A 19,144-nucleotide genomic window follows, 5' to 3' on the forward strand; every position below is an offset into this window, starting at 1 on the left:
GGTGGGGCGAACGGTGCGTCCAGTGTCGTTCGGGACGCTCCGAACGCCGGTGCGGTCCGGGGCGGACGGTGAGGTCCGCGCTGTTCGGAACAGCCGGGATGACCGCGGCACCCGGGACGAACGGGACCGTCCGCGTTACTCGGGACGGTCGTGGTGCCCGTGGTGTTCGGGGTCCTCGGGTGCCTCGGGGAGGCGCAGGACGAACGCCGCCCCGCCCAGGAGTTCGCTGTGCCCGGCCAGCAGACTGCCGCCGTGGGCCCGGGCGATCTCGCGGGAGATGGCCAGCCCCAGACCGCTGCCGCCGGGATCGCGCTCCCGCGACTCGCTCAACCGCGCGAAGCGCTCGAAGATCCGCTCCCGCTCCCCGGGCGGAATCCCCGACCCGTCGTCGTGCACCTCCACCACGGCGAAACCGTCCTCCCGCCCGACGATGACGTCGACGCGGGATACGGCGTGCCGGTCGGCGTTGGCGATCAGGTTCGTCAGGACCCGCACGAGCCGCAGGCGGTTGGCGACGACGTGGACCGGCCCGGAGGAGTGCAGTCGCAGTTCGGGGATACGGCGCTCGAACGGGAACTCCTCCGCGACCAGCGCGGACAGGTCCAACCGTTCCTGGACGGGCGCGGTACCGGCGTCCAGGCGGGCGAGTTCGAGCAGGTCGGTGACGATGTTCTCCAACCGCTCGGTGTCCGAGAGCAGGCCGGTGAGCAGCCGTTCACGCGCGCGGGCGTCGGGATCGGGATCGGAGAGCTCCACCTCCAGCTTGGTCCGCATCCCGGCGATGGGGTTGCGCAGCTCGTGGGAGGCGTCCGAGACGAACCGCCGCTGCCGGGCCATCCCCTCCTCCATCCGTTCCAGGCTGAGGTTGGCGGTACGGGCCAGGTAGGCGATCTCGTCGTCGCTGTTGGGCACCGGGAGCCTGCGGTGCAGGTCGCTGGCGGAGAGGGTGTCGAGCTGGGCCCTGATCTCCTCCACCGGGCGCAGCGCCCGGCCGACCCCGTGCCAGATGACGAACCCGGTGATGGCGAGCAGGACGCAGGACATCACCACCAGCGCGTCCTCCAGCACGTGGGTGGCCACGAGCTGGGGCGTGCCCACGGCCGCCAGCACGACGACGTCGCCGTAGGCCGTGTCGTCGGCGGCGTAGCCCGCCACCAACAGGCAGGTCCGGGGGTCCACGCCCGCGACCGGCCCGCAGACCGTGGTGTCCACCCGGGGGTCGGAGGCGGTGGGGCGCTCGGCGGTCAGCTGCGGCTGGCCCTCCATGGCGTCGCTGGAGGCGAGCACCGCACCGGAGTCGCGCTCGACGACCTGGATCCGCAGGACGGACTCCCCGTCGGGGATCAGCTCCGGGTAGCGCTGGACCGCGATGTGGGCGGCGACGTCGCGGGCCTCCTCCGCCGCCAGGTCGCGGACCTGCTCCACGATCGCCTCACGGACGAGGAAGATGGTCAGGGCCAGGCCCAGTCCGGTGACCACGGCCAGTGCCGCGACCGCGCCGAACGTGACCCGGGCCCGAATCGACCGGGGACGTATCCGCTCCCACACCCTCATGGGCCCGTCATCCCAACCTGGCACCGACCCATTGTCACCCAGGGGACCGGACATCCGTCGAAGCGACGGCGGTGTGGCGGCGGTTGGCGAACGGACCGGCGGTTACTGCTCGTAGGGGGAGGGCGGGTTGCTGACCTCCTCCATCTCCAGCACCTCGAACTCGTGCTGGCTGACGTCGGCGATGTCGCCCTCGGGCTCGACCCAGGTGCCGCGCACCGTCCACCAGCTGTCGGTCTCCGGCGAGGGCTCGTTGGAGATGTGCACCTTGTTGACGATGGCGTCGGCCGCGCAGCAGGACATCTGGAGGCGGGCCAGGAACCAGCCCTCCCCCTCGGGGTCGGGCACCGCGAAACCGGTCAGCTCGACCTCGCGCCCCGCCAGCTGACGCTCCTCGTCCACCCAGGCGCGCATCACGAACTGGCGGATGTCCATCGCGACGGCCTCACCCGGTCCGGCCTCGGCCAGGCCGTCGTCGAAGCGGCCGGGGCGCGCCTGCTCGGGCGGCGGGGCGGAGGAGGCTGCGGTGGACTCCACGGTGTAGGCGCCCAGCGCGGGCGGGGCGACGACGAAGACCGCGACCACCGGCAGCAGGAGCAGCCAGGCCACTCTGGGCGCGCGGGAGTGGTCGTGCCCGTGGTCGTGGCCGTCGGCGGAGTGGTCGGAGTGCTCCTCCGGGGCGGTCGCGGCCGCCCTCTCACCGCGCAGCTCGGTCACGATGATGAGCACGCCGAGCACGGCCATGACCACGCCCGCGGCGATGAGGAAGGGGCCGAAGCCCGCCTTGACCCAGTTGAGGTAGAGGTCGGTGGCCACCGTGCTGGTCAGCGCGGCGGCGCCGAGCAGGACGAGGGTGAGCCCCTGGGCGATGCGGTTCACAGGAAGAGGCCTCCGATCAGGAAGGTGCTGAGCAGCCCGACCAGCAGGCACATCGGCGCGAAGCGCACCACGAAGCGCCAGCCGAACACACCCGCCTGCATCGCGATGAGCTTGAGGTCGACCATCGGGCCGATCACCATGAACGCGAGCTTGGCGGTGGGCGAGAACTCGGTGAGGCTGACCGCGACGAACGCGTCGGCCTCGGAGCAGATGGACAGCAGGATGGCGAGCAGGGCGAGTACGAGGACCGAGACGACCGGGAGTCCGGCCACCGTCACCAGCCACTCGCGCGGGACCAGGACGTTGAGGGAGGCCGCGGCGAGGCCGCCGACCACGAGGTAGCCGCCCGCGTGCATCATGTCGTGCAGCATGGACTCGCGGAAGACGGTCCACCGGGACTCGCCGGGGGCGTGCGTGCGCGCGGGCAGGCGCAGCCAGTCGGTGCGGCCGAAGCGCACCCAGATCCACCCGATGACCACGGCGGCCAGCAGCGAGGCGACGAACCGGGCGAGCACCATCTCGGGCTGCCCGGCGAAGGCCACCGCGGTGGCGATCATCACGATCGGGTTGATGGCGGGCGCGGCCAGCAGGAAGGTCAGAGCGGCGGCGGGCGCGACCCCGCCCTTGATCAGGCTTCCGGCGATGGGGACCGAGGCGCACTCGCACCCGGGCAGCAGGGCGCCGGAGGCCCCGGCCACCGGCACCGCCCGCGCGGGGTTGGAGGGGATGAGGCGCTGGTAGACCGAGGTCGGGACGAACGCGGTGAGCGCCGCCGACAGCGCGACGCCGAAGACCAGGAAGGGCAGCGCCTGGAAGCTGATCGCGGTGAAGATGGTGGCCCAGGCCAGGAAGGCGTCGCTGGTCAGCCGGTCGGTGACCCAGGCGTGCCCCATCGCCATGGCGGTGATGAACAGGGCGAACAGCCAGACCGTGCCGGTCCTGCGCTGGCCGCCCCTGCGCCCCCAGTCCTCGGGGGGCAGTTCGTCGCCGCGGTCGTTCCACCCTCCGGCGAGGGTGTCGCCGAGCGAGGCGGAGGCGCTGGGCGGGGCGGAGCCGGGCACGGCGGGGTCGGGTGCGGCGGCGGGCGTCGTCCGGTCGGACACGGTGGTACTCCGCGGTGGTCGGGTGGGAACTCCACGCATCGTACCGAAAATCGTTTTCGCCCGTCAGCGTCCCACTCCGACCTGTGGACAACCGGGCACCGGGTTCAGCCGGCGGAGGGGGTGTTCCCGGCACACCACGGCTATCGCTCCGTGTCGGAGCCCCGGTCGCCCTCGTCGGGACCGTCGTCACCGTCGGAGCGGTCCGCGTCACCGGCCTCGTCCACGGCCGTCGCGCCGTGCGACTCCGCCTCCCCCGGGCCGGACCGCTCGCCGTCCCGCCCCCGCTCCTCCGCGACCGCGCCCGGGTCCGGGGGCGCCTCGCCCTCGTCGCGGGGGACGTCCTCGGGCTGGGGCCCGGAGGCCGGGCCCCAGCACTCCACGTTGCGCAGGCCGGGCATCTTGGCGAGCGTGAACTGGGGGTCCAGGCCGTTGCGCAGCTGGCGGCTGTAGTCGGCCAGCAGCCGGAAGGCGACCCCCGACAGCGGCGCCAGGGCCAGCAGGTTCACGGTGGCCATCACGCCCATGGAGATGTCGGCCAGGCTCCACACCAGGGTCAGGGGCGCCACGGAGCCGAGGAAGACCGCCGCCAGGACCGCGTAGCGGAAGTAGGTCATGTGCTGGGGGCTGCTGTCGAGGAACTGGAGGTTGGTCTCCCCGTAGTAGTAGTTGCCCAGCACGGAGGTGAAGGCCAGCAGGAAGAGGATGACCGTGAGCGCGTGGACCGACCACCCGCCCAGGCTGGCCTCCAGCGCGCCCTGCGTGACCTGGATGCCCCGGTCGCCGCCGTACTCGGGGCCGCTGACGAGCACGATGAAGGCCGTCACCGAGCACACCAGCCAGGTGTCGAAGTACACGCCCAGCGTCTGCACGAGCCCCTGTTTGACCGGGTGGGAGACCGAGGCGGTGGCTCCGGCGTTGGGTGCCGACCCCAGACCCGCCTCGTTGGAGAACATGCCGCGCCGCATGCCCTGGACGATGGCCGTGCCCACGCCCCCGGCGACGAACTCGCGCGCGCCGAACGCCGACGCGAAGATGTCGCCGACGATCCGGGGCAGCTCCCCTATGTTGAGGGCGACCACCCACAGGCCGATGAGGATGTACAGGACGGCCATGAGCGGGACCAGCGCCTGGGCGGCGTGCGCGATGCGCCTGACCCCGCCGAAGATCACCAGCGCGGTCAGGCCCACCAGCACCAGCCCGATCACGGCCGACAGCAGCAGGCCGGGCGTCCCGCCGAGGTCGCCCACGGAGGTGGACACGGCGGCGGCGATGCTGTTGGCCTGCACCGTGTTGAACACCAGGCTGAAGGTCACGGTGATGATCACCGCGAACAGCACGCCCATCCACCGCCTGCCCAGCCCCTTCTCCATGTAGTAGGCCGGGCCGCCCCGGAAGCCGGTGTCGGTGCGCACCTTGTACAGCTGGGCGAGGGTGGACTCCACGAACGCCGCGGCGCCCAGCACCGCGGCCATCGTCCACATCCAGAACACCGCGCCCGGTCCGCCCAGGATGATCGCGGTGGACACGCCGACGATGTTGCCCGTCCCCACCCGTGAGGCGGCCGAGATGGAGAAGGCCTGGAAGGAGGAGATCTCCCGTCGGCCGTCGGGTGCCACGCCCGGGGCGCTGCCCAGGACGCGGAACATCTCCGGCAGCAGGCGCAGCTGCACGATCCCCGAGCGCACCGTGAAGTAGACGGCGAGGACGATCAGGAGCGGGATGAGGAAGTAGCTCCAGAAGAAGTCGTTGACGGCGACGACTGCGTTGTTCACGCGCTCCCCTTCAAGCGGTCCGGTCTTCGGCAAGTGTCCACGTCACCGGAGGTGGGAGCCCGTGCGGACACGCGAAGGGGCGGTAAAGGACCGTAACGGGTCAACAACCCGCCGCGGGCACGTGATCGGCCCCCGGCCCGTGGTGGGGGCGCCCGTGGTCAGCCGTGCCCGCGCTCCCTGCGGTTGCCGGACATGAGACAGAAAGCCTGCTTCGGGCGGGTGGTCACCGCCAGCCTCATCGGCACGACGATCGAGTGGTACGACTTCTTCCTCTACGGGTCGGCCGCCGCGCTCGTGTTCAACCACGTCTTCTTCCCCGAGTCCGACCCGCTGGTGGGCACCATGCTGGCGTTCACCACCTGTGCGGTGGGGTTCGTCGCGCACGAGCGGGCGGCGTGCTCGGCCCGGCCCGGGCGCGCCCCGATCCCGGGCGTGCTGCGCGACCACTGGCGCGAGGCCCCGGTGGCCATGGGCGTGCGCGTGGCCGAGAACGTGTCCTACTACGTCGTCGCCGCGTTCACCCCGGTCGCCGTCGCGGCCGCCCGCGAGACCAGGGGCCGCGACCTGCGGGATGTGGCAGTGTCCGAGAGAAGTGGGTGACCCCGGAAAAAGGGCCCGGGCCCGGCAGGTGCCACCTGCCGGGCCCGGGTCTGTCATCGCACCGGTACCGCTCCGAGCACGGGAGCGGTGACGGGATCAGTACTGCGGAGCGGAGTCGAAGCGCTCCTCGCGGCGCGGGCCACGACGGTCGCCTCGGTAGCCGCCGCGGTTGTCGCCGCCACGGTAACCACCACCGCCGCCCCGGTAACCGCCACCGCCGCCACGGCGCTCGCCGCCGCGGTAACCGCCCTCACCGCGCGGGGCGAAGTCACGGCGCTCGCCACCGGGACGGTCGCCCCGGTAACCGCCGCCGCCCTCGGCCCCGCGGCGCTCGCCGCCGCGGTAACCGCCCTCGCCGCGCGGGGCGAAGTCACGGCGCTCACCGTCGGGACGGTCGCCCCGGTAGCCGCCACCGCCGCCGCGGCGGTCACCGCCGCGGTAGCCGCCGCCACCCCGGTAGCCGCCACCGCCACCGCGGGGGCCGCCCCGACGGGGGCCGCCGCGGCCGCGGCGCTCGCGCACGGGCTCCGGCGGCTCGATCCACGGCTCCCAGGAGGGCTCCTTGGCTCCGGTCACCTCGCTGAGCAGCTCGTCGCCCGGGTTGACCAGGTGCTGCTTGGCCTCGACACCGGCGTCGCTGAGCAGGCGGCGGGCCATGCGGCGCTGGTTGGGCGCCACCAGGGAGACCACCAGGCCGGAGGCGCCCGCGCGGGCGGTGCGGCCGCCGCGGTGCAGGTAGTCCTTGTGGCCGGTGGGCAGGTCGACGTTGACCACCATGTCGATGCCGTCGACGTGGATGCCGCGGGCGGCGACGTCGGTGGCGACCAGGGCCTGGATGCGGCCCTCACGGAACTTGGCCAGGGTGCGGGTGCGCACGCTCTGGGTCTTGCCGCCGTGCAGGGAGGCGCAGGGGACACCGGCCTGGGCCAGCTGCTCGCTGATGGTGTCGGCGCGGTACTTGCTGCGCACGAACAGGATCGTGCGGCCCTCGCGCGCGGCGATCTGGGTGACGATCGTGTTCTTGTCGCGGGGCAGCACCTTGAGCAGGTGGTGCTCCATCTTGGTGACCTGCGAGACCGGCGGGTCCACGGAGTGGGTGCGCGGCTCGTTCATGTACTTGCGGACCAGCTTGTCGACGTCGCCGTCGAGCGTGGCCGAGAACAGCAGGGTCTGGCCGTCGGGGCGGACCTGGTCCAGGAGCTCGCTGACCTGCGGCATGAAGCCCATGTCGCACATCTGGTCGGCCTCGTCCAGCACCGAGACCTCCACGTCGCCCAGGTCGCAGGCGCCCTGGTCGATCAGGTCGGACAGACGGCCCGGGGTGGCGACCAGGACCTCGACGCCGCGGCGCAGCTCGTTGATCTGGCGGGTGTAGGAGCTGCCGCCGACGACGTCGCCCACGCGCACGCCCACGATGCGGGCGTAGGTGCGCAGGGCGTCGCGGACCTGGTGGGCCAGCTCGCGGGTGGGCACCAGGATCAGGGCCCGGGGCCGGTTGGCGGCGGCGCGGCGCTCGGCGGCGCGCATCAGGACCGGCAGGCCGAAGGCCAGGGTCTTGCCCGATCCGGTGCGGCCGCAGCCGAGGACGTCGCGGCCCTCGATGGCGTCGGGAATGGTGGCGGCCTGGATCGGGAACGGGGTGGTCACACCGTTCTTGGCCAGCTCCTCGACGATGTCCTGGGGCAGTCCCAGGCTGTCGAAGGCAGGCGTTACGGCAGTGTCCGTCGTCAAGTGACGTGTACCTTCCTCATCGTTTGGCAGCGTTTCGAGGAAGGCTTCACACGGCCATGACCGACCCAGCGAAGAAATCACACAAACGCGCCTGATCACACGCGGAAGCGGGCCCCATCATGTGCGTGGGGCTCCTGAGCTCGTGAGATCCTCACTGGCGTGGGGGGACGAGCGACTCTTCGGGTCAAGAGTGGCGCCGACCGGGTCGGCACGCTCTCCGCGTCTTGCGCGGCCTCGGCGCGCTCGGATGCGCGCGGCATGTCACGACCGCTCGTAGAAGACTACTAGAGATCCCCCCACGACGGGGACCGGGTGGGGGTTTTCGACCGGTGACAAGGGTCTCCCCCTCCCGTCCACATCTTCGCGCGACCGCTGGGTACGCGGCGTCGCCCCTGGTCCGGGGCAGGAGGACGGGAGGCGGAGCGCTAGCGGGATCCGTCGGCCGCGGCCCGGGCCAGGGCGGCGAGCCGGGCGGCCTGCGCCGCGCGCTCGGCCTCGGCCTGCTGCTGGAGGGTGTTGCCCGCGGCCTGCTGGAGCAGGGCCTTGGTGGCGGTGGCGGCCGCGCGGTCGGTGGCGAGCAGGGCGGCCACGACGTCGTCCACCGCGGCGGAGAGTTCGTCCGCGGGGACCACGAGCTCGGCCAGGCCCAGCTCACGCGCCTCCTGGGCGCCCACCCGGCGGGCGGTCAGGCAGATCTCGATCGCGCGGTTGACGCCGACGATGTCGACCAGGGGCTTGGTGCCGGTGAGGTCGGGGACCAGCCCCAGGGCGGGCTCCTTCATGCACAGCTGGGCGTCGTCGGCCAGGATGCGCAGGTCGCAGGACAGGGCCAGCTGGAAGCCCGCGCCGATGGCGTGGCCGCGCACGGCGGCGACGGTGACCAGGTCGGGGCGGCGCAGCCAGAGGAAGCCCTCCTGCAGGCCGGCGATGTAGTCCCGCACCTCGGCGTCGGAGGCGGTGCCCTCGGCCAGGCCCGCGACCATGGAGCGCTCGCCGTCGACGCCCTCGGGACCGAACATGCCGAGGTCGATCCCGGCGGAGAAGATGTCGCCGTCCCCGTCGATGACGACGATCCGGACGTCCTCGGGGAGGGTCTGGCCGATGCGGGCCAGCGTGGTCCAGGTGCGCCCGGTCATCGCGTTGCGGCGGTCGGGGCGGCTGATGGTGACGTGGGCGACCGGCCCCCGCACCACCAGCCTGAGCCTGGCCCGGGAGAGCTCCTCCTCGGTGGGCGCCGGTCCGGACCCGTTCGTCGCCTGTGCCATGGGTTCCTCCGTCGTGTTCGGGGTCACCCCGGATATTACCCATCAGTAACACAGGGCGGCCAGCGGGCCGGGCCGTGATGCCTCACGCCTTGCGCGTGGGGCCCCCTCGACCGCGCAGCTCCACACCGGCCTCGCTCAGGAGCCGGTGGACGAAACCGTAGGACCGTCCGGTGGCGGCCGCCAGCATGCGGATGCTCTCCCCCGCGTCGTAGCGGCTCTTGAGCTGGGCGGCGAGCGCGGAACGGTCCTCCCCCGCCAGCCGTGGGCGCTTGATCGGCGCGTCGTTCACTCACTCGCTCCTCAGAGTCGTCGGATCACCCGTCGTGGGACACCCTCATGATCCGGTATCGGACCCGCGGACCGCCACACCACGCGGGCGCCCCGCCGAGAACACCGTTTTCGGCACGGGGCGAACACTGACCGAAAAGAGGGGAGGTGAACCTCCCGGGCCCGCCGGGCGTCCACCTCCCCCACACCTCGCGTCCGCCGCGAGCGGCGTCAGGCCAGCGCGATGAGGTCCTCGAACTCGGCGTTCCACACGTCCTCGACGCCGTCGGGCAGGAGGATGACCCGTTCGGGCTGGAGTGCCTCGACCGCGCCCTCGTCGTGGGTGACGAGCACGATCGCGCCCTTGTAGTTGCGCAGCGCCGCCAGGATCTCCTCGCGGCTGGCCGGGTCGAGGTTGTTGGTGGGCTCGTCCAGCAGCAGCACGTTGGCGCTGGAGACGACCAGCGTGGCCAGCGCCAGCCGGGTCTTCTCACCGCCGGAGAGCACGCCCGCGGGCTTGTCCACGTCGTCGCCGGTGAACAGGAACGAGCCCAGCGTGCGCCGCGCCTCGACCTCCGGCAGGTCCGGGGCCGCGCTCATCATGTTCTCCAGCACGGACCGGTCCACGTCCAGGGTCTCGTGCTCCTGGGCGTAGTAGCCGAGCTTGAGCCCGTGACCGGGCACGACCCGGCCCGTGTCGGGTGTCTCGACACCGCCGAGCAGGCGCAGCAGGGTGGTCTTGCCCGCGCCGTTGAGGCCCAGGATCACCACGCGGCTGCCCCGGTCGATGGCCAGGTCCACCCCGGCGAAGATCTCCAGGGACCCGTAGGACTTGGACAGGCCCTCGGCCATGAGCGGCGTGCGGCCGCTGGGCGCCGGGTCGGGGAAGCGCAGCTTGGCCACCTTGTCGGACTTGCGCACGCCCTGCACGCCGTCCAGGAGGCGGTCGGCCCGGTTGAGCATCTGCTGCGCGGCGCGCGCCTTGGACGCCTTGGCCCGGAACCGGTCGGCCTGCTTGCGCAGGGTGTCGGCCTGCTTCTCGGCGTTGGCCAGCTCGCGCCTGCGGCGGCGCTCGTCGGCCTCGCGCTGCTCCAGGTACAGCTTCCAGCCCATGTTGTAGACGTCGATGACGCTGCGGTTGGCGTCGAGGTAGAACACCTTGTTCACCACGTGCTCGACCAGTTCCACGTCGTGGCTGATCACGATGAGCCCGCCCTGGTGGGACTTGAGGAAGTCGCGCAGCCAGGCGATGGAGTCGGCGTCCAGGTGGTTGGTGGGCTCGTCCAGGAGCAGGGTGTCGGCCCCGCTGAACAGGATGCGCGCCAGCTCGATCCGGCGGCGCTGACCGCCCGAGAGCGTGTGCAGCGGCTGGCCGAGCACCTTGTCCGGCAGCCCCAGGCTGGAGGAGATGGCGGCGGCCTCGGACTCGGCGGAGTAGCCGCCCAGCACGTGCAGCCGCTCCTCCCAGCGCGAGTAGGCGCGCACGCCCTTGTTGCGGGTCTTGGTGTCGGTGCTGGCCATCTTCTTCTCGGCCTCGCGCATCCCGCGCAGGGCCTCGTCGATGCCGCGCGCCGACAGGATCCTGTCCCTGGCGATCACGTCCAGGTCGCCGGTGCGCGGGTCCTGGGGCAGGTAGCCGATGCTGCCGGAGGAGGTGACCGTACCGCCGGTGGGCAGGCCCTCGCCCGCCAGCACCTTGGTCATGGTGGTCTTGCCCGCACCGTTGCGGCCGACCAGTCCGATCCGGTCCCCGGCGGCGACGCGGAAGGTGGTCGGCTCCAACAGGAGTCGAGGACCGACGCGCAGTTCGAGGTCGGTGGCGATCAGCATGGTGGGGCTTCCTACGGGGTGGTGGGACGTTTGGGTGCGACCGGTGTGGCTGGTCGGGGCGGCCGGGCACGCGTGTGCGCCGCGGGGAGACATGATCTCCCTCGCGCGGCGGCGGGAGGGGCGACTCGGGGCCTACCGACCCAGACTAACGGCACCGGTGGGGGGCGGCGCGAGGATGTGACCGGAACGCGGGCGCCCCCGCCCGGTCAACGGGGCGGGGGCGCCGGGCATTCCCGGGGCGGCGCGGACCTGGCGGCGCCGCCCCGGACCTACTTCTGTTCGGGGGGATCGACCGGGGTGGCTCCGCCGGAGGCGTCCTGACCGGTCCCCTGGTCAGCCCTGACCACGACGGTGTCCGCCTTGACCTCGGCCACGTCCGCGTCCCCTCCGCCGGAGTCGTCACCGCTGGAGGGCGGGCGGTTGCGCAGCAGCGCGGCCAGCACCGCGACCACCGGGGTGGCCAGGAACATGCCGGGGATGTTGCCCAGGACCGCGCCGACGGAGATCGCGATGAGCACGACGGGCGAGGGCAGATCGAGCGAGGCGCCGTAGATGCGCGGCGCGAAGACGTTGCTCTCCAGCTGCTGCACCAGGAGCACCGCGCCGACGATGATCAGGGCCACGACCCAGCCCTCGGTCACGAAGGCCACCAGGGCGGCGAGCAGACCGGTGAGGAAGGCGCCGATGATCGGCAGGAAGGCACCGACGAAGGTCAGCACGATCAGCGGGATGGCCAGGTTGATGTCGAGGAAGATGACCAGCGCGATACCGATGCCGACGGCGTCGAAGAAGCCGACCGCGGCCACGCCGCGCACGTAGCGGCCCATGACCCCGTAGGCGACCTCGCCCCCGTGACGCAGACCCGGGCGCGAGCCGGGCGGCAGCAGGCTCAGGAGCCAGTCCATGAGCTGGTCGCCCGAGTGCACGAAGTACACGGTCAGGGCGATGATCAGGACGATGCCGACCAGGACCGAGATCACGGCCGAGGTGGCGGTCCAGGCGCCGCTGAGCAGCTGGTCCTGGTTCTCGGTGATCATGCCCTGGATCTGCGCCCAGGCGTCGTCGATCATGTCGGTGAACAGGGCCGGGTCGACGAAGGGCAGCCGGATGTCCTGGAGTTCGGTGATCGCGCTGGTGACGCTGTCCACCAACGGGCCGAAGCCCTGGACCGCGGGTGTGACGATCAGCGAGATCACGCCGCCGAAGACGACGAGCCCGACCAGCAGCGCGATGGTGGTCGACAGCCCACGGCCCATCCCCCTGCGGCGCAGCCCGTTGGCGATCGGCATGAGCAGAGCGGTGATGAACACCGCCAGGATCACCGGCAGCGTGACGACCGACAGGTAGACGAGCACGTAGACGAGCAGGCCCGCCACCACGCCGATGAGCAGTACCCGCCAGGCCACGTCGCTGATGGAGCGCAGAAGGTTGTCGTGTCCGTGGTACTGCTCGGCCGACCCCTCGTCCGCGGCCTGGGGTTCGGCACGGGAGCGGTCGTTCTCCCCCTCCAGTCTGGCGAGGCGCTCGGCGCGGGCTCTGCGGGCGGAGAGCCACTTGTTCAGGAGCGCCCACACTCCCGGCCGCTGGGCTTGCACATGGACTCCATTCTCTGGACGTTGCGCGGTGGAGGTCGGGGGACCGACGGCCGCATGGGGGTGGTCTCGCGGGGGGCGAACGTGTGGGGCCCGTGTTCCCCACGGGCCCGGTGGGAGGTCAACGCTGTCAGAACTGCCAGGGTTCCCGCGGGCGGCCGCTCTCGACGATCTCGTTGCCGAAGGGCGCGAGGGCCACGGGGATCATCTTCAGCGAGGCCCAGGCCATGGGGATACCGATGATAGTGACGGCGAGGCCGATCGCGGTGGCGATGTGGCCGAGGGCCAGCCACCAGCCGGCGACGATCACCCAGATGACGTTGAGGAAGGTGCTGCCCCCGCCCGCGCCGGGCCTGCGCACGAGATCGCGTCCGAAGGGCCAGATCGCGTACCTGGCCATGCGGAACGAGGCGACGCCGAAGGGGATCGTGACGATGAGGACGCAGCAGATGACGCCCGCGAAGACGTAGCCGACGGCCAGCCAGAACCCCGCGACGAAGATCCAGATGACGTTCAGGATGAACCGCAAGAGGCCCACGGTGTTCTCGTCCTCCCTCGTGTTGGTGTCCCGCTACGGGGACACGCGGCCGCGAAGCGGCCGTGTCCGTTGTTTCTACCGTCTGGGACGTCCGCGCACCACGACCCGTTCGGGCGCCCCACCCTGGTACTTCCCCTAGGGGAGGCCTTCAGGCATGCGGGAGGGGTTGGCGCGGGAGCCGCCGGACGGCGTGTCGTGTGGGGATCGCGGACCGACGGGGTAGGGGCACGGGACGCGAGGGAGAACACCCGGAAACGGACGCGGGAGGGACCGCTCACCCCCCTCACCGGCATCGACGGAGGGTGAGGACATACGGTCAGGCCCGAACCGGGAACTCCGCGCAGACCGCAATGTGACCCGCACATCAGGAGGACCCCCTAGGCAGGAGGGACATCGCACCATACGATGTGCTGTGTCCTTCGCAAGGCCCCAGATCTTGCGATGCACAACAAACTCAGACAAAAGACCGCACACCGGTCAGTTGTCATCTGGTTTCGGTAACGGTTGTGCGAGTAATTTCCCTACCCCCCGTGCATGATCGGGACGAGGGATGGCATGATTACGTACCGGCTCGGACGGAGGCCGTCACCGCCTCCGCAGCCGTTCGCGTGAGAGCACTCCGCCCCTCGGCGGATCGGTGCCGCAGTACCTGTGCTTCTCGTGGTCTCAGCCACACCGGGGAACATCACTCGCACCGCTCGGCGTTTGCGTCGTGCGGGGTGACTCGCGCCGCATGACCAATTTTGGTGACTGAAGCTTTTTCCGACAGCTTACTAGTGATTTCAGTAGAGGTGGTTCAAGCATGTCTCAGGTACGTCGGCAGGCCGCGCTGCGCCCCCGCCCGCACTGGGGGTGGCAGGATGCCGCCGCGTGCCGGGGCGAGGACCTTGTGCTCTTCTTCGGTCCGGACGGCGAACGCCAGCCGGAGCGGGAGATCCGTGAGCGCAAGGCCAAGGAGATCTGTGCGGCCTGCCCGGTTCGAAACGACTGCCTGGACTATGCGATCTCGCGTCCGGAGAAGTACGGCACCTGGGGCGGGCTGAACGAGGACGAGCGCGCCTCCGAGCGCCGTCGCCGCATGCGCCGCGCGAACGCCGCGTAGTCCGGAAATTCCCGCAGGCGGATCTCCCCCGGTGGCCCCGGCCCCCGAACAACCCGCGGCGCCCCGACGAACAACGTCGAGGGCGCCGCGGGTTTTCTCATGCCCGGTGTTCTCCCGTGTCCGGTGAAAGGCGCCGCTCCCGCCCGTGGAACGGCCGCGCCCGGCCCGCCGGCGCCTCACCTTCGACCCGCCTCCAGGTGCCGGTCGAACCAGTCCAGGGCCTCGGCCGCCACACGGCGCCACTCGCGGGAGTCGCGGAGCAGCCGCTCGGCCCCCGACACCACCCGCAGGTCCGTGGAACCGCCGATCCGGGCGCGCGTCCACTCGCCGAGCTCGCGCAGGAAGGAGTCGTCCCCCTCCAGCAGCACCAGGACCGACGCCCGCACGTCCGGCAGGCTCGCCTCGGCCACGTCGATCCGCCCACCGTGCGCCACCACCGCGGCCACGTCCCGCGGGTACCGGGCCGCGGCGACCAGGGCCGCGGCCGCGGCGTCGCCCGAGGCCAGCACGCCCAGGGGCTCGTCGGCGGTCTCCGGGGTCCGGCGCAGCCAGGCGGCCGCGGCGCCCAACCGTTCGCCGAGCTCGTCGGCGCCGACACCGGAGGCGGCCTCGGGAGCGGTTCCGGAGGAGCCGGGCGGGCTTTCCCCCTCGGTCAGCAGGTCCATGAGGAGGGTGGCGTACCCGGCCTGCCGCAGGACCGAGGCGACCGACCGCCACCGCTCGTCCGCGCGCCCCTCCCCCGCGGCCATCACCACCGCGCCGCGCGTCTCGGCGGGCACGGTGAGGTCGCCGTCGAGGTGGACCCCTCCCGCGGGCACCCGCACGCGCCGTGTCCGGCCCGACCGCGGCCGGGTGTGCTCGTTCTCGGCGAGGATGGCGGTGACGTGGTCGTCGGAGAGCTGGCCGAAGTCGCGGTACCACTCCCCCACCGCGCGGAAGTTGTCCGGCGCGCTGAGCACCACCAGGGCGTCGGCCTCCTCGCGCAGCAGCGCGACCGCCTCCGGCGAGGCGACCGGCACGGCCAGGACCAGCCGCGCCGGACCGGCCTGGCGGACCATGCGCAGCGCGGCGCGGGCGGTGCCCCCGGTGGCGACGCCGTCGTCCACGACCACGCAGTCGCGCCCGGCGATCCGCGGGGGCGGGCGCTCTCCCCGGTAGACGCGGCGCCTGCGGTCGAGTTCGTCGCGTTCGGCGGCGACGGTGTCGGACAGGGCCTGGCGGGGCACGTGCAGCCGGGCCAGGGCGCGGTCGTCGTAGAGGACGCGCCCGTCCTCGGCGACGGCGCCGACCCCCATCTCGGGGTGTCCCGGCAGACCGATCTTGCGAACCATGAGCACGTCGAAGTCGGCGCCCAGACGCAGGGCGAGTTCCGCGCCGACCGGAACGCCCCCGCGGGGCAGGGCCAGCACGAGGGGTTCGTCGACCGCGAAGGGGCGCACCCGCTCCGCGAGTCGGCGCCCCGCCTCCGACCGGTCGGCGAAGGGCAGTGAAACGGGTACTGGGTTCATGGCCTCACCGGCGCCGGGGACCGGGCCCCGGTACCGCTCCTCTCGGCTGTGTGGATGAGCCGCTGGAAAGTGGTACCGAGATACCCCCCGACACGGCGGTTCCAACCCCGCGCCCGAGCAAAACCGTCCCTCAGGTGCGACGGAAGCCGTTCCGGAACACGGCCATCAGCAGCGCGTCGTAGCGGCGCCCGTCCCACAGCAGGGAGTCGCGCATGCGCCCCTCCACGGCGAAGCCGCAGGAGCGGTAGACGGCGATCGCCCGCATGTTGAAGGCGTAGACGTACAGCCAGACGCGGTGCAGGCCGATGTGCTCGAAGGCGTACTCGAGCACGAGCTGGGTGGCCTCCCTGCCCAGGCCCCGGCCGGTGAACTCGATCGCGGACAGGGCGATGCGGTACCCGGCGCTCTCGTTGTCGGGCGCGACGGCGTAGAGCGACAGCTCGCCCAGGTAGCGCCCGTCCTTGGGCGCGGTGATGGCCAGGTCCAGGCGGTCGGTGCGGTCCGCGCGGGTCTCGCACCACTCCCTGGCCTGCGCGTAGGTGATGCGCCGGTGGGTGCCGGTGAGTCTGCGGACCTCCTCGTCGAGGCTGGCGGCGAAGTAGGCGTCGGTGTGTTCGGCCGCCAGGGGCGTCAGGCGTACGCTCCTCCCGGTGAGTGTGGGCTTCTCTCGCAGCGCGCTCGTGTTGATCATGGGCTCTTCCGGTTCCGTCCGGGCCGTGCGGACACGGTTCCCGGCGTGGGGAGGCGGCGGACAGCGGGCTGGACGCCCTGCGCGGGAGCGGGCCGCTGGGCGGGGGCTCGGGTCGGGGACCCGGGGAGGGTGGCGGACGGGGGCCGGGGCGGAGGGTCTCGGGCGGAGTGGAGGCGGGTCCTGTCGCGCGGGTCGTATCGGGGGCGGAGCGTGTCGGGGGCGGGGCGTGTGGGACGCGGGTCGTGTCGGGGGCGCTCAGGGGTCTGTCCGGTGACGGAGCAGGACCTCTATTTGACTTCCTCTTCCATCCGAAGGCAAGAAGGGTCCGGCGGGACCCGCCGGGGTGGTCCCACCGCGGACGACAGCTCCGCGGCGGAGGCCGTCCCGCACGGGCGGTGGATCGGGAGCGCCCCGGGGCCGGACCTGTCCGGGGCCGTTCACAAGGCCTGCCATCCCATGACCGGACTCGATAGCATCTGCACGCACCGAAAGCCGTCCTGGGAGCCGCAGTGAACGTCCAGACCAGAACCGAGTCCCCTCCGCCGGAGGCCCGCAGGGCCAGAGTCGCGGTCTCCACCCTCTTCTTCGTCAACGGCTTCACCTACACCAACGCCGTCCCGTGGCTGCCGGTGCTCAAGGCCCAGCTGGGGCTGAGCAACGCGGAACTGGGCCTGGCGATCGCGGCGATGCCGACCGGTGCGATCCTGACCGGCATGCTGGCGGGCCCGCTGATCCACTGGTTCGGCAGCGGCCGGACGGCGGTGGGGACCAGCCTCATCTCTTTGGGAGCGCTCCCATTCATCGCGCTGGCGCAGAACTGGTGGATGCTGGCGGCGGCGCTGTTCGTGCTGGGCAGCGCGGACGCCTGGACCGACTCGGCGCAGAACTCGCACGGCCTGCGCGTCCAACGGCGCTACAGACGCAGCATCATCAACACCTTCCACGCGCTGTGGAGCATGGCCGCGGTGGCCGGAGGCCTCCTGGGCGCGGCCATGGCCGGTACCGGCGTGCCCATCCTGTGGCACCTGGGCGGCGTGACCGCGGTGCTGGTGTGCGTGAACCTGGCGGTGAGCCGGATGCTGCTGCCCGGCCCGGAGAGCAGCGAGCGCGAGGACGGCACGGACGCCGGGAGCGGGCGACGCCTGCGCGTGCCCGGGCGGGCCGTGCTGCTCCTGCTGGCGCTCAGCGTGCTGCTGATGTTCGCCGGAGGCATCGAGGACTCCGCCGCCACCTGGGGCGCGGTGTACATGACCTCGGAACTGGAGGCGTCGCTGTTCCTGGCGGCGATGCCCTTCGTGGCCTGCCAGGCGATGATGACGCTGGGTCGCCTGGTCGGCGACCGGGTGACCGACCGGTTCGGCGCCGCCGCCGTGGGACGCGCGTGCGGACTGCTGGCGGGCGGCGGAATCGCGTTCGCCCTGCTGGTACCGAACCCGGTGGCCACGGTCATCGGCTTCGGGGTGATGGGACTGGGCGTGTCCACGCTCTTCCCGCTGACCCTGGCTGCGGCGGGGAACGTGCCGGGCGTGCGCACCGGGGACGGGATCACCGTCGTCGGGTGGCTGGGCCGCGCGGGCTTCCTGGCCTTCCCGCCGCTGGTGGGCTTCCTCGCCGACTCCTCCAGCCTGGGGAACGCGCTGTGGGTGATCGCGGGTGCGGGCGTGGGCGCCTTCCTGCTCGCCTTCGCCCTGCGTCCGCGCACGTGAGGTCCGAAGCACCGTCGCGCCGCCCCCGCCGGGGCGGCGCGGTTTTCCTCCCGCGCACGTGAGAGGGCCCCCGACCCGACGGTCGGGGGCCCTCGTCGCCGCGTGGTCACGGGGACCGTGCGGCGGGGTGATGCCGTTAGGCGATCGGAGCCGGACGGCGGGCCCCGGCCCACAGGGCCAGAGCGCCGATGCCCGTCACCACGGCGCCGCCGAGCACGAAGCCCTGCATGTCGACGCCGGTGGTGGCGAGGGTCTCGTCACCGTCGTCGTCGCTGCCGCCGTTGCCCTCGCTCACCGGAGCGGCGGCCTCGGGGGCGCTACCACCGGGGGCGGTGGTACCGGGGGCCTGGATCTCGTCGCCGTCACCAGGGGCGGTGCCGCCGTCGCCGTCACCCGGGGGGTTGCCGCCGCCGTCACCGCCACCGGGGGGGTTGCCGCCGTCGTCGCCGCCACCGTCACCGGGGTCGCCACCGCCGTCACCGGGGTCGCCACCACCGTCACCGGGGTCACCGCCGCCGTCGTCGCCACCGCCGTCACCGGGGTCGCCACCGCCGTCGTCACCGCCACCGGGGGGGTTGCCGTCGTCGCCGCCGTCGTCACCACCGCCGTCACCCGGGTCACCGGGGCCGGGACCGGGGTCGCCGCCGTCGTCACCACCACCGTCACCCGGGTCACCGGGGCCGGGACCGGGGTCGCCGCCGTCGTCACCACCACCGTCACCGGGGTCACCGGGGCCGGGGTCACCCGGGCCCGGGTCGCCGGGACCGGGGGTGCCGCCTTCACCGCCGTCACCGGGGCCGGGGAAGACGGGCCCGTCGAGCTGGGGCTCGATGTCCTCGGCAGTGAGGTTGACGACCGTGGTCTCAGCGGCCTGGGGGGCAGCCTCGAGCGCGGTCGCGTCCAGGGTGTCGGCGAACGCCGGACCCGCGGAGAAACCGGCCATGAACAGGCCGGCCGCGGTCACGGTGAAAACACGCTTCTTGGGGGTCATCCCACTCCTTTCTTCTTC

At 72.4% G+C, this 19,144-nt stretch carries 15 protein-coding genes and 1 pseudogene; 3 read left to right on the plus strand and 13 right to left on the minus strand.

All coding sequences use genetic code 11. The features are described 5' to 3' along the window. Window positions 1-135: 135 nt before the first annotated feature. The 4 genes from EV372_RS00150 to EV372_RS00165 form a co-directional block, all read right to left on the minus strand. A complete protein-coding gene (locus tag EV372_RS00150) occupies window positions 136-1,554 on the minus strand; it encodes a sensor histidine kinase (RefSeq protein WP_130398680.1) in 1,419 nt (472 codons plus the stop codon). Window positions 1,555-1,656: 102 nt separating this feature from the next. Then, on the minus strand, window positions 1,657-2,430 hold the full coding sequence (locus EV372_RS00155; protein WP_130394149.1) for a TIGR03943 family putative permease subunit: 774 nt from the start codon (window positions 2,428-2,430) through the stop codon (window positions 1,657-1,659). After that, complete coding sequence (locus EV372_RS00160) at window positions 2,427-3,533, minus strand: permease (RefSeq protein WP_130394151.1); 1,107 nt, start codon at window positions 3,531-3,533, stop codon at window positions 2,427-2,429. The genes EV372_RS00155 and EV372_RS00160 overlap by 4 nt, the downstream gene beginning before the upstream one ends. A 140-nt stretch (window positions 3,534-3,673) precedes the next feature. After that, the gene (locus EV372_RS00165; protein WP_130394153.1) at window positions 3,674-5,305 is read right to left on the minus strand and encodes an alanine/glycine:cation symporter family protein; all 1,632 of its coding nucleotides are present in this window, start codon (window positions 5,303-5,305) and stop codon (window positions 3,674-3,676) included. Between the two features lie 192 nt (window positions 5,306-5,497). Between EV372_RS00165 and EV372_RS28930 the strand changes: the two are divergent. Beyond that, a pseudogene (locus tag EV372_RS28930) lies at window positions 5,498-5,686 on the plus strand (MFS transporter); the annotation flags it as partial. A 315-nt stretch (window positions 5,687-6,001) separates the two neighbouring features. On the opposite strand, the gene EV372_RS00175 reads toward EV372_RS28930, so the two are convergent. From EV372_RS00175 to EV372_RS00200, 6 genes are all read right to left on the minus strand, one after another. Next, complete coding sequence (locus tag EV372_RS00175) at window positions 6,002-7,636, minus strand: DEAD/DEAH box helicase (RefSeq protein ID WP_130394155.1); 1,635 nt, start codon at window positions 7,634-7,636, stop codon at window positions 6,002-6,004. A gap of 425 nt (window positions 7,637-8,061) precedes the next feature. Next, on the minus strand, window positions 8,062-8,901 hold the full coding sequence (locus EV372_RS00180; protein ID WP_130394157.1) for an enoyl-CoA hydratase/isomerase family protein: 840 nt from the start codon (window positions 8,899-8,901) through the stop codon (window positions 8,062-8,064). Window positions 8,902-8,983: 82 nt separating this feature from the next. Then, window positions 8,984-9,190: a helix-turn-helix domain-containing protein gene (locus EV372_RS00185; protein ID WP_013153820.1), complete on the minus strand. Its 207-nt coding sequence runs from the start codon at window positions 9,188-9,190 to the stop codon at window positions 8,984-8,986. A gap of 209 nt (window positions 9,191-9,399) precedes the next feature. Further along, window positions 9,400-10,998 (minus strand): ABC-F family ATP-binding cassette domain-containing protein, encoded by a 1,599-nt coding sequence (locus EV372_RS00190; protein WP_013153821.1) that lies wholly within the window; start codon window positions 10,996-10,998, stop codon window positions 9,400-9,402. A 269-nt stretch (window positions 10,999-11,267) separates the two neighbouring features. After that, a complete protein-coding gene (locus EV372_RS00195) occupies window positions 11,268-12,572 on the minus strand; it encodes an AI-2E family transporter (RefSeq protein ID WP_253797480.1) in 1,305 nt (434 codons plus the stop codon). Between the two features lie 148 nt (window positions 12,573-12,720). Next, the gene (locus EV372_RS00200; RefSeq protein WP_130394161.1) at window positions 12,721-13,128 is read right to left on the minus strand and encodes a YccF domain-containing protein; all 408 of its coding nucleotides are present in this window, start codon (window positions 13,126-13,128) and stop codon (window positions 12,721-12,723) included. A gap of 802 nt (window positions 13,129-13,930) precedes the next feature. Between EV372_RS00200 and EV372_RS00205 the strand changes: the two genes are divergently transcribed. After that, on the plus strand, window positions 13,931-14,230 hold the full coding sequence (locus EV372_RS00205; RefSeq protein WP_013153824.1) for a WhiB family transcriptional regulator: 300 nt from the start codon (window positions 13,931-13,933) through the stop codon (window positions 14,228-14,230). 176 nt (window positions 14,231-14,406) lie between these two features. Here the strand turns inward: EV372_RS00205 and EV372_RS00210 are convergent, their stop codons facing one another. Both EV372_RS00210 and EV372_RS00215 read right to left on the minus strand, forming a co-directional pair. Then, window positions 14,407-15,738, minus strand: coding sequence for a phosphoribosyltransferase family protein (locus EV372_RS00210; protein WP_130394163.1), 1,332 nt, complete (start codon window positions 15,736-15,738; stop codon window positions 14,407-14,409). A gap of 130 nt (window positions 15,739-15,868) precedes the next feature. Further along, window positions 15,869-16,429: a GNAT family N-acetyltransferase gene (locus EV372_RS00215; RefSeq protein ID WP_130394165.1), complete on the minus strand. Its 561-nt coding sequence runs from the start codon at window positions 16,427-16,429 to the stop codon at window positions 15,869-15,871. Between the two features lie 509 nt (window positions 16,430-16,938). Here EV372_RS00215 and EV372_RS00220 point away from each other — a divergent pair. Further along, window positions 16,939-18,135 (plus strand): MFS transporter, encoded by a 1,197-nt coding sequence (locus tag EV372_RS00220; RefSeq protein WP_130394167.1) that lies wholly within the window; start codon window positions 16,939-16,941, stop codon window positions 18,133-18,135. 136 nt (window positions 18,136-18,271) lie between these two features. On the opposite strand, the gene EV372_RS00225 is transcribed toward EV372_RS00220, so the two are convergent. Then, window positions 18,272-19,126, minus strand: a complete 855-nt coding sequence (locus tag EV372_RS00225; protein WP_130394169.1) for a hypothetical protein — start codon at window positions 19,124-19,126, stop codon at window positions 18,272-18,274. Window positions 19,127-19,144: the final 18 nt, after the last annotated feature.

Source organism: Nocardiopsis sp. CNZ308 (genome assembly GCF_004217075.1).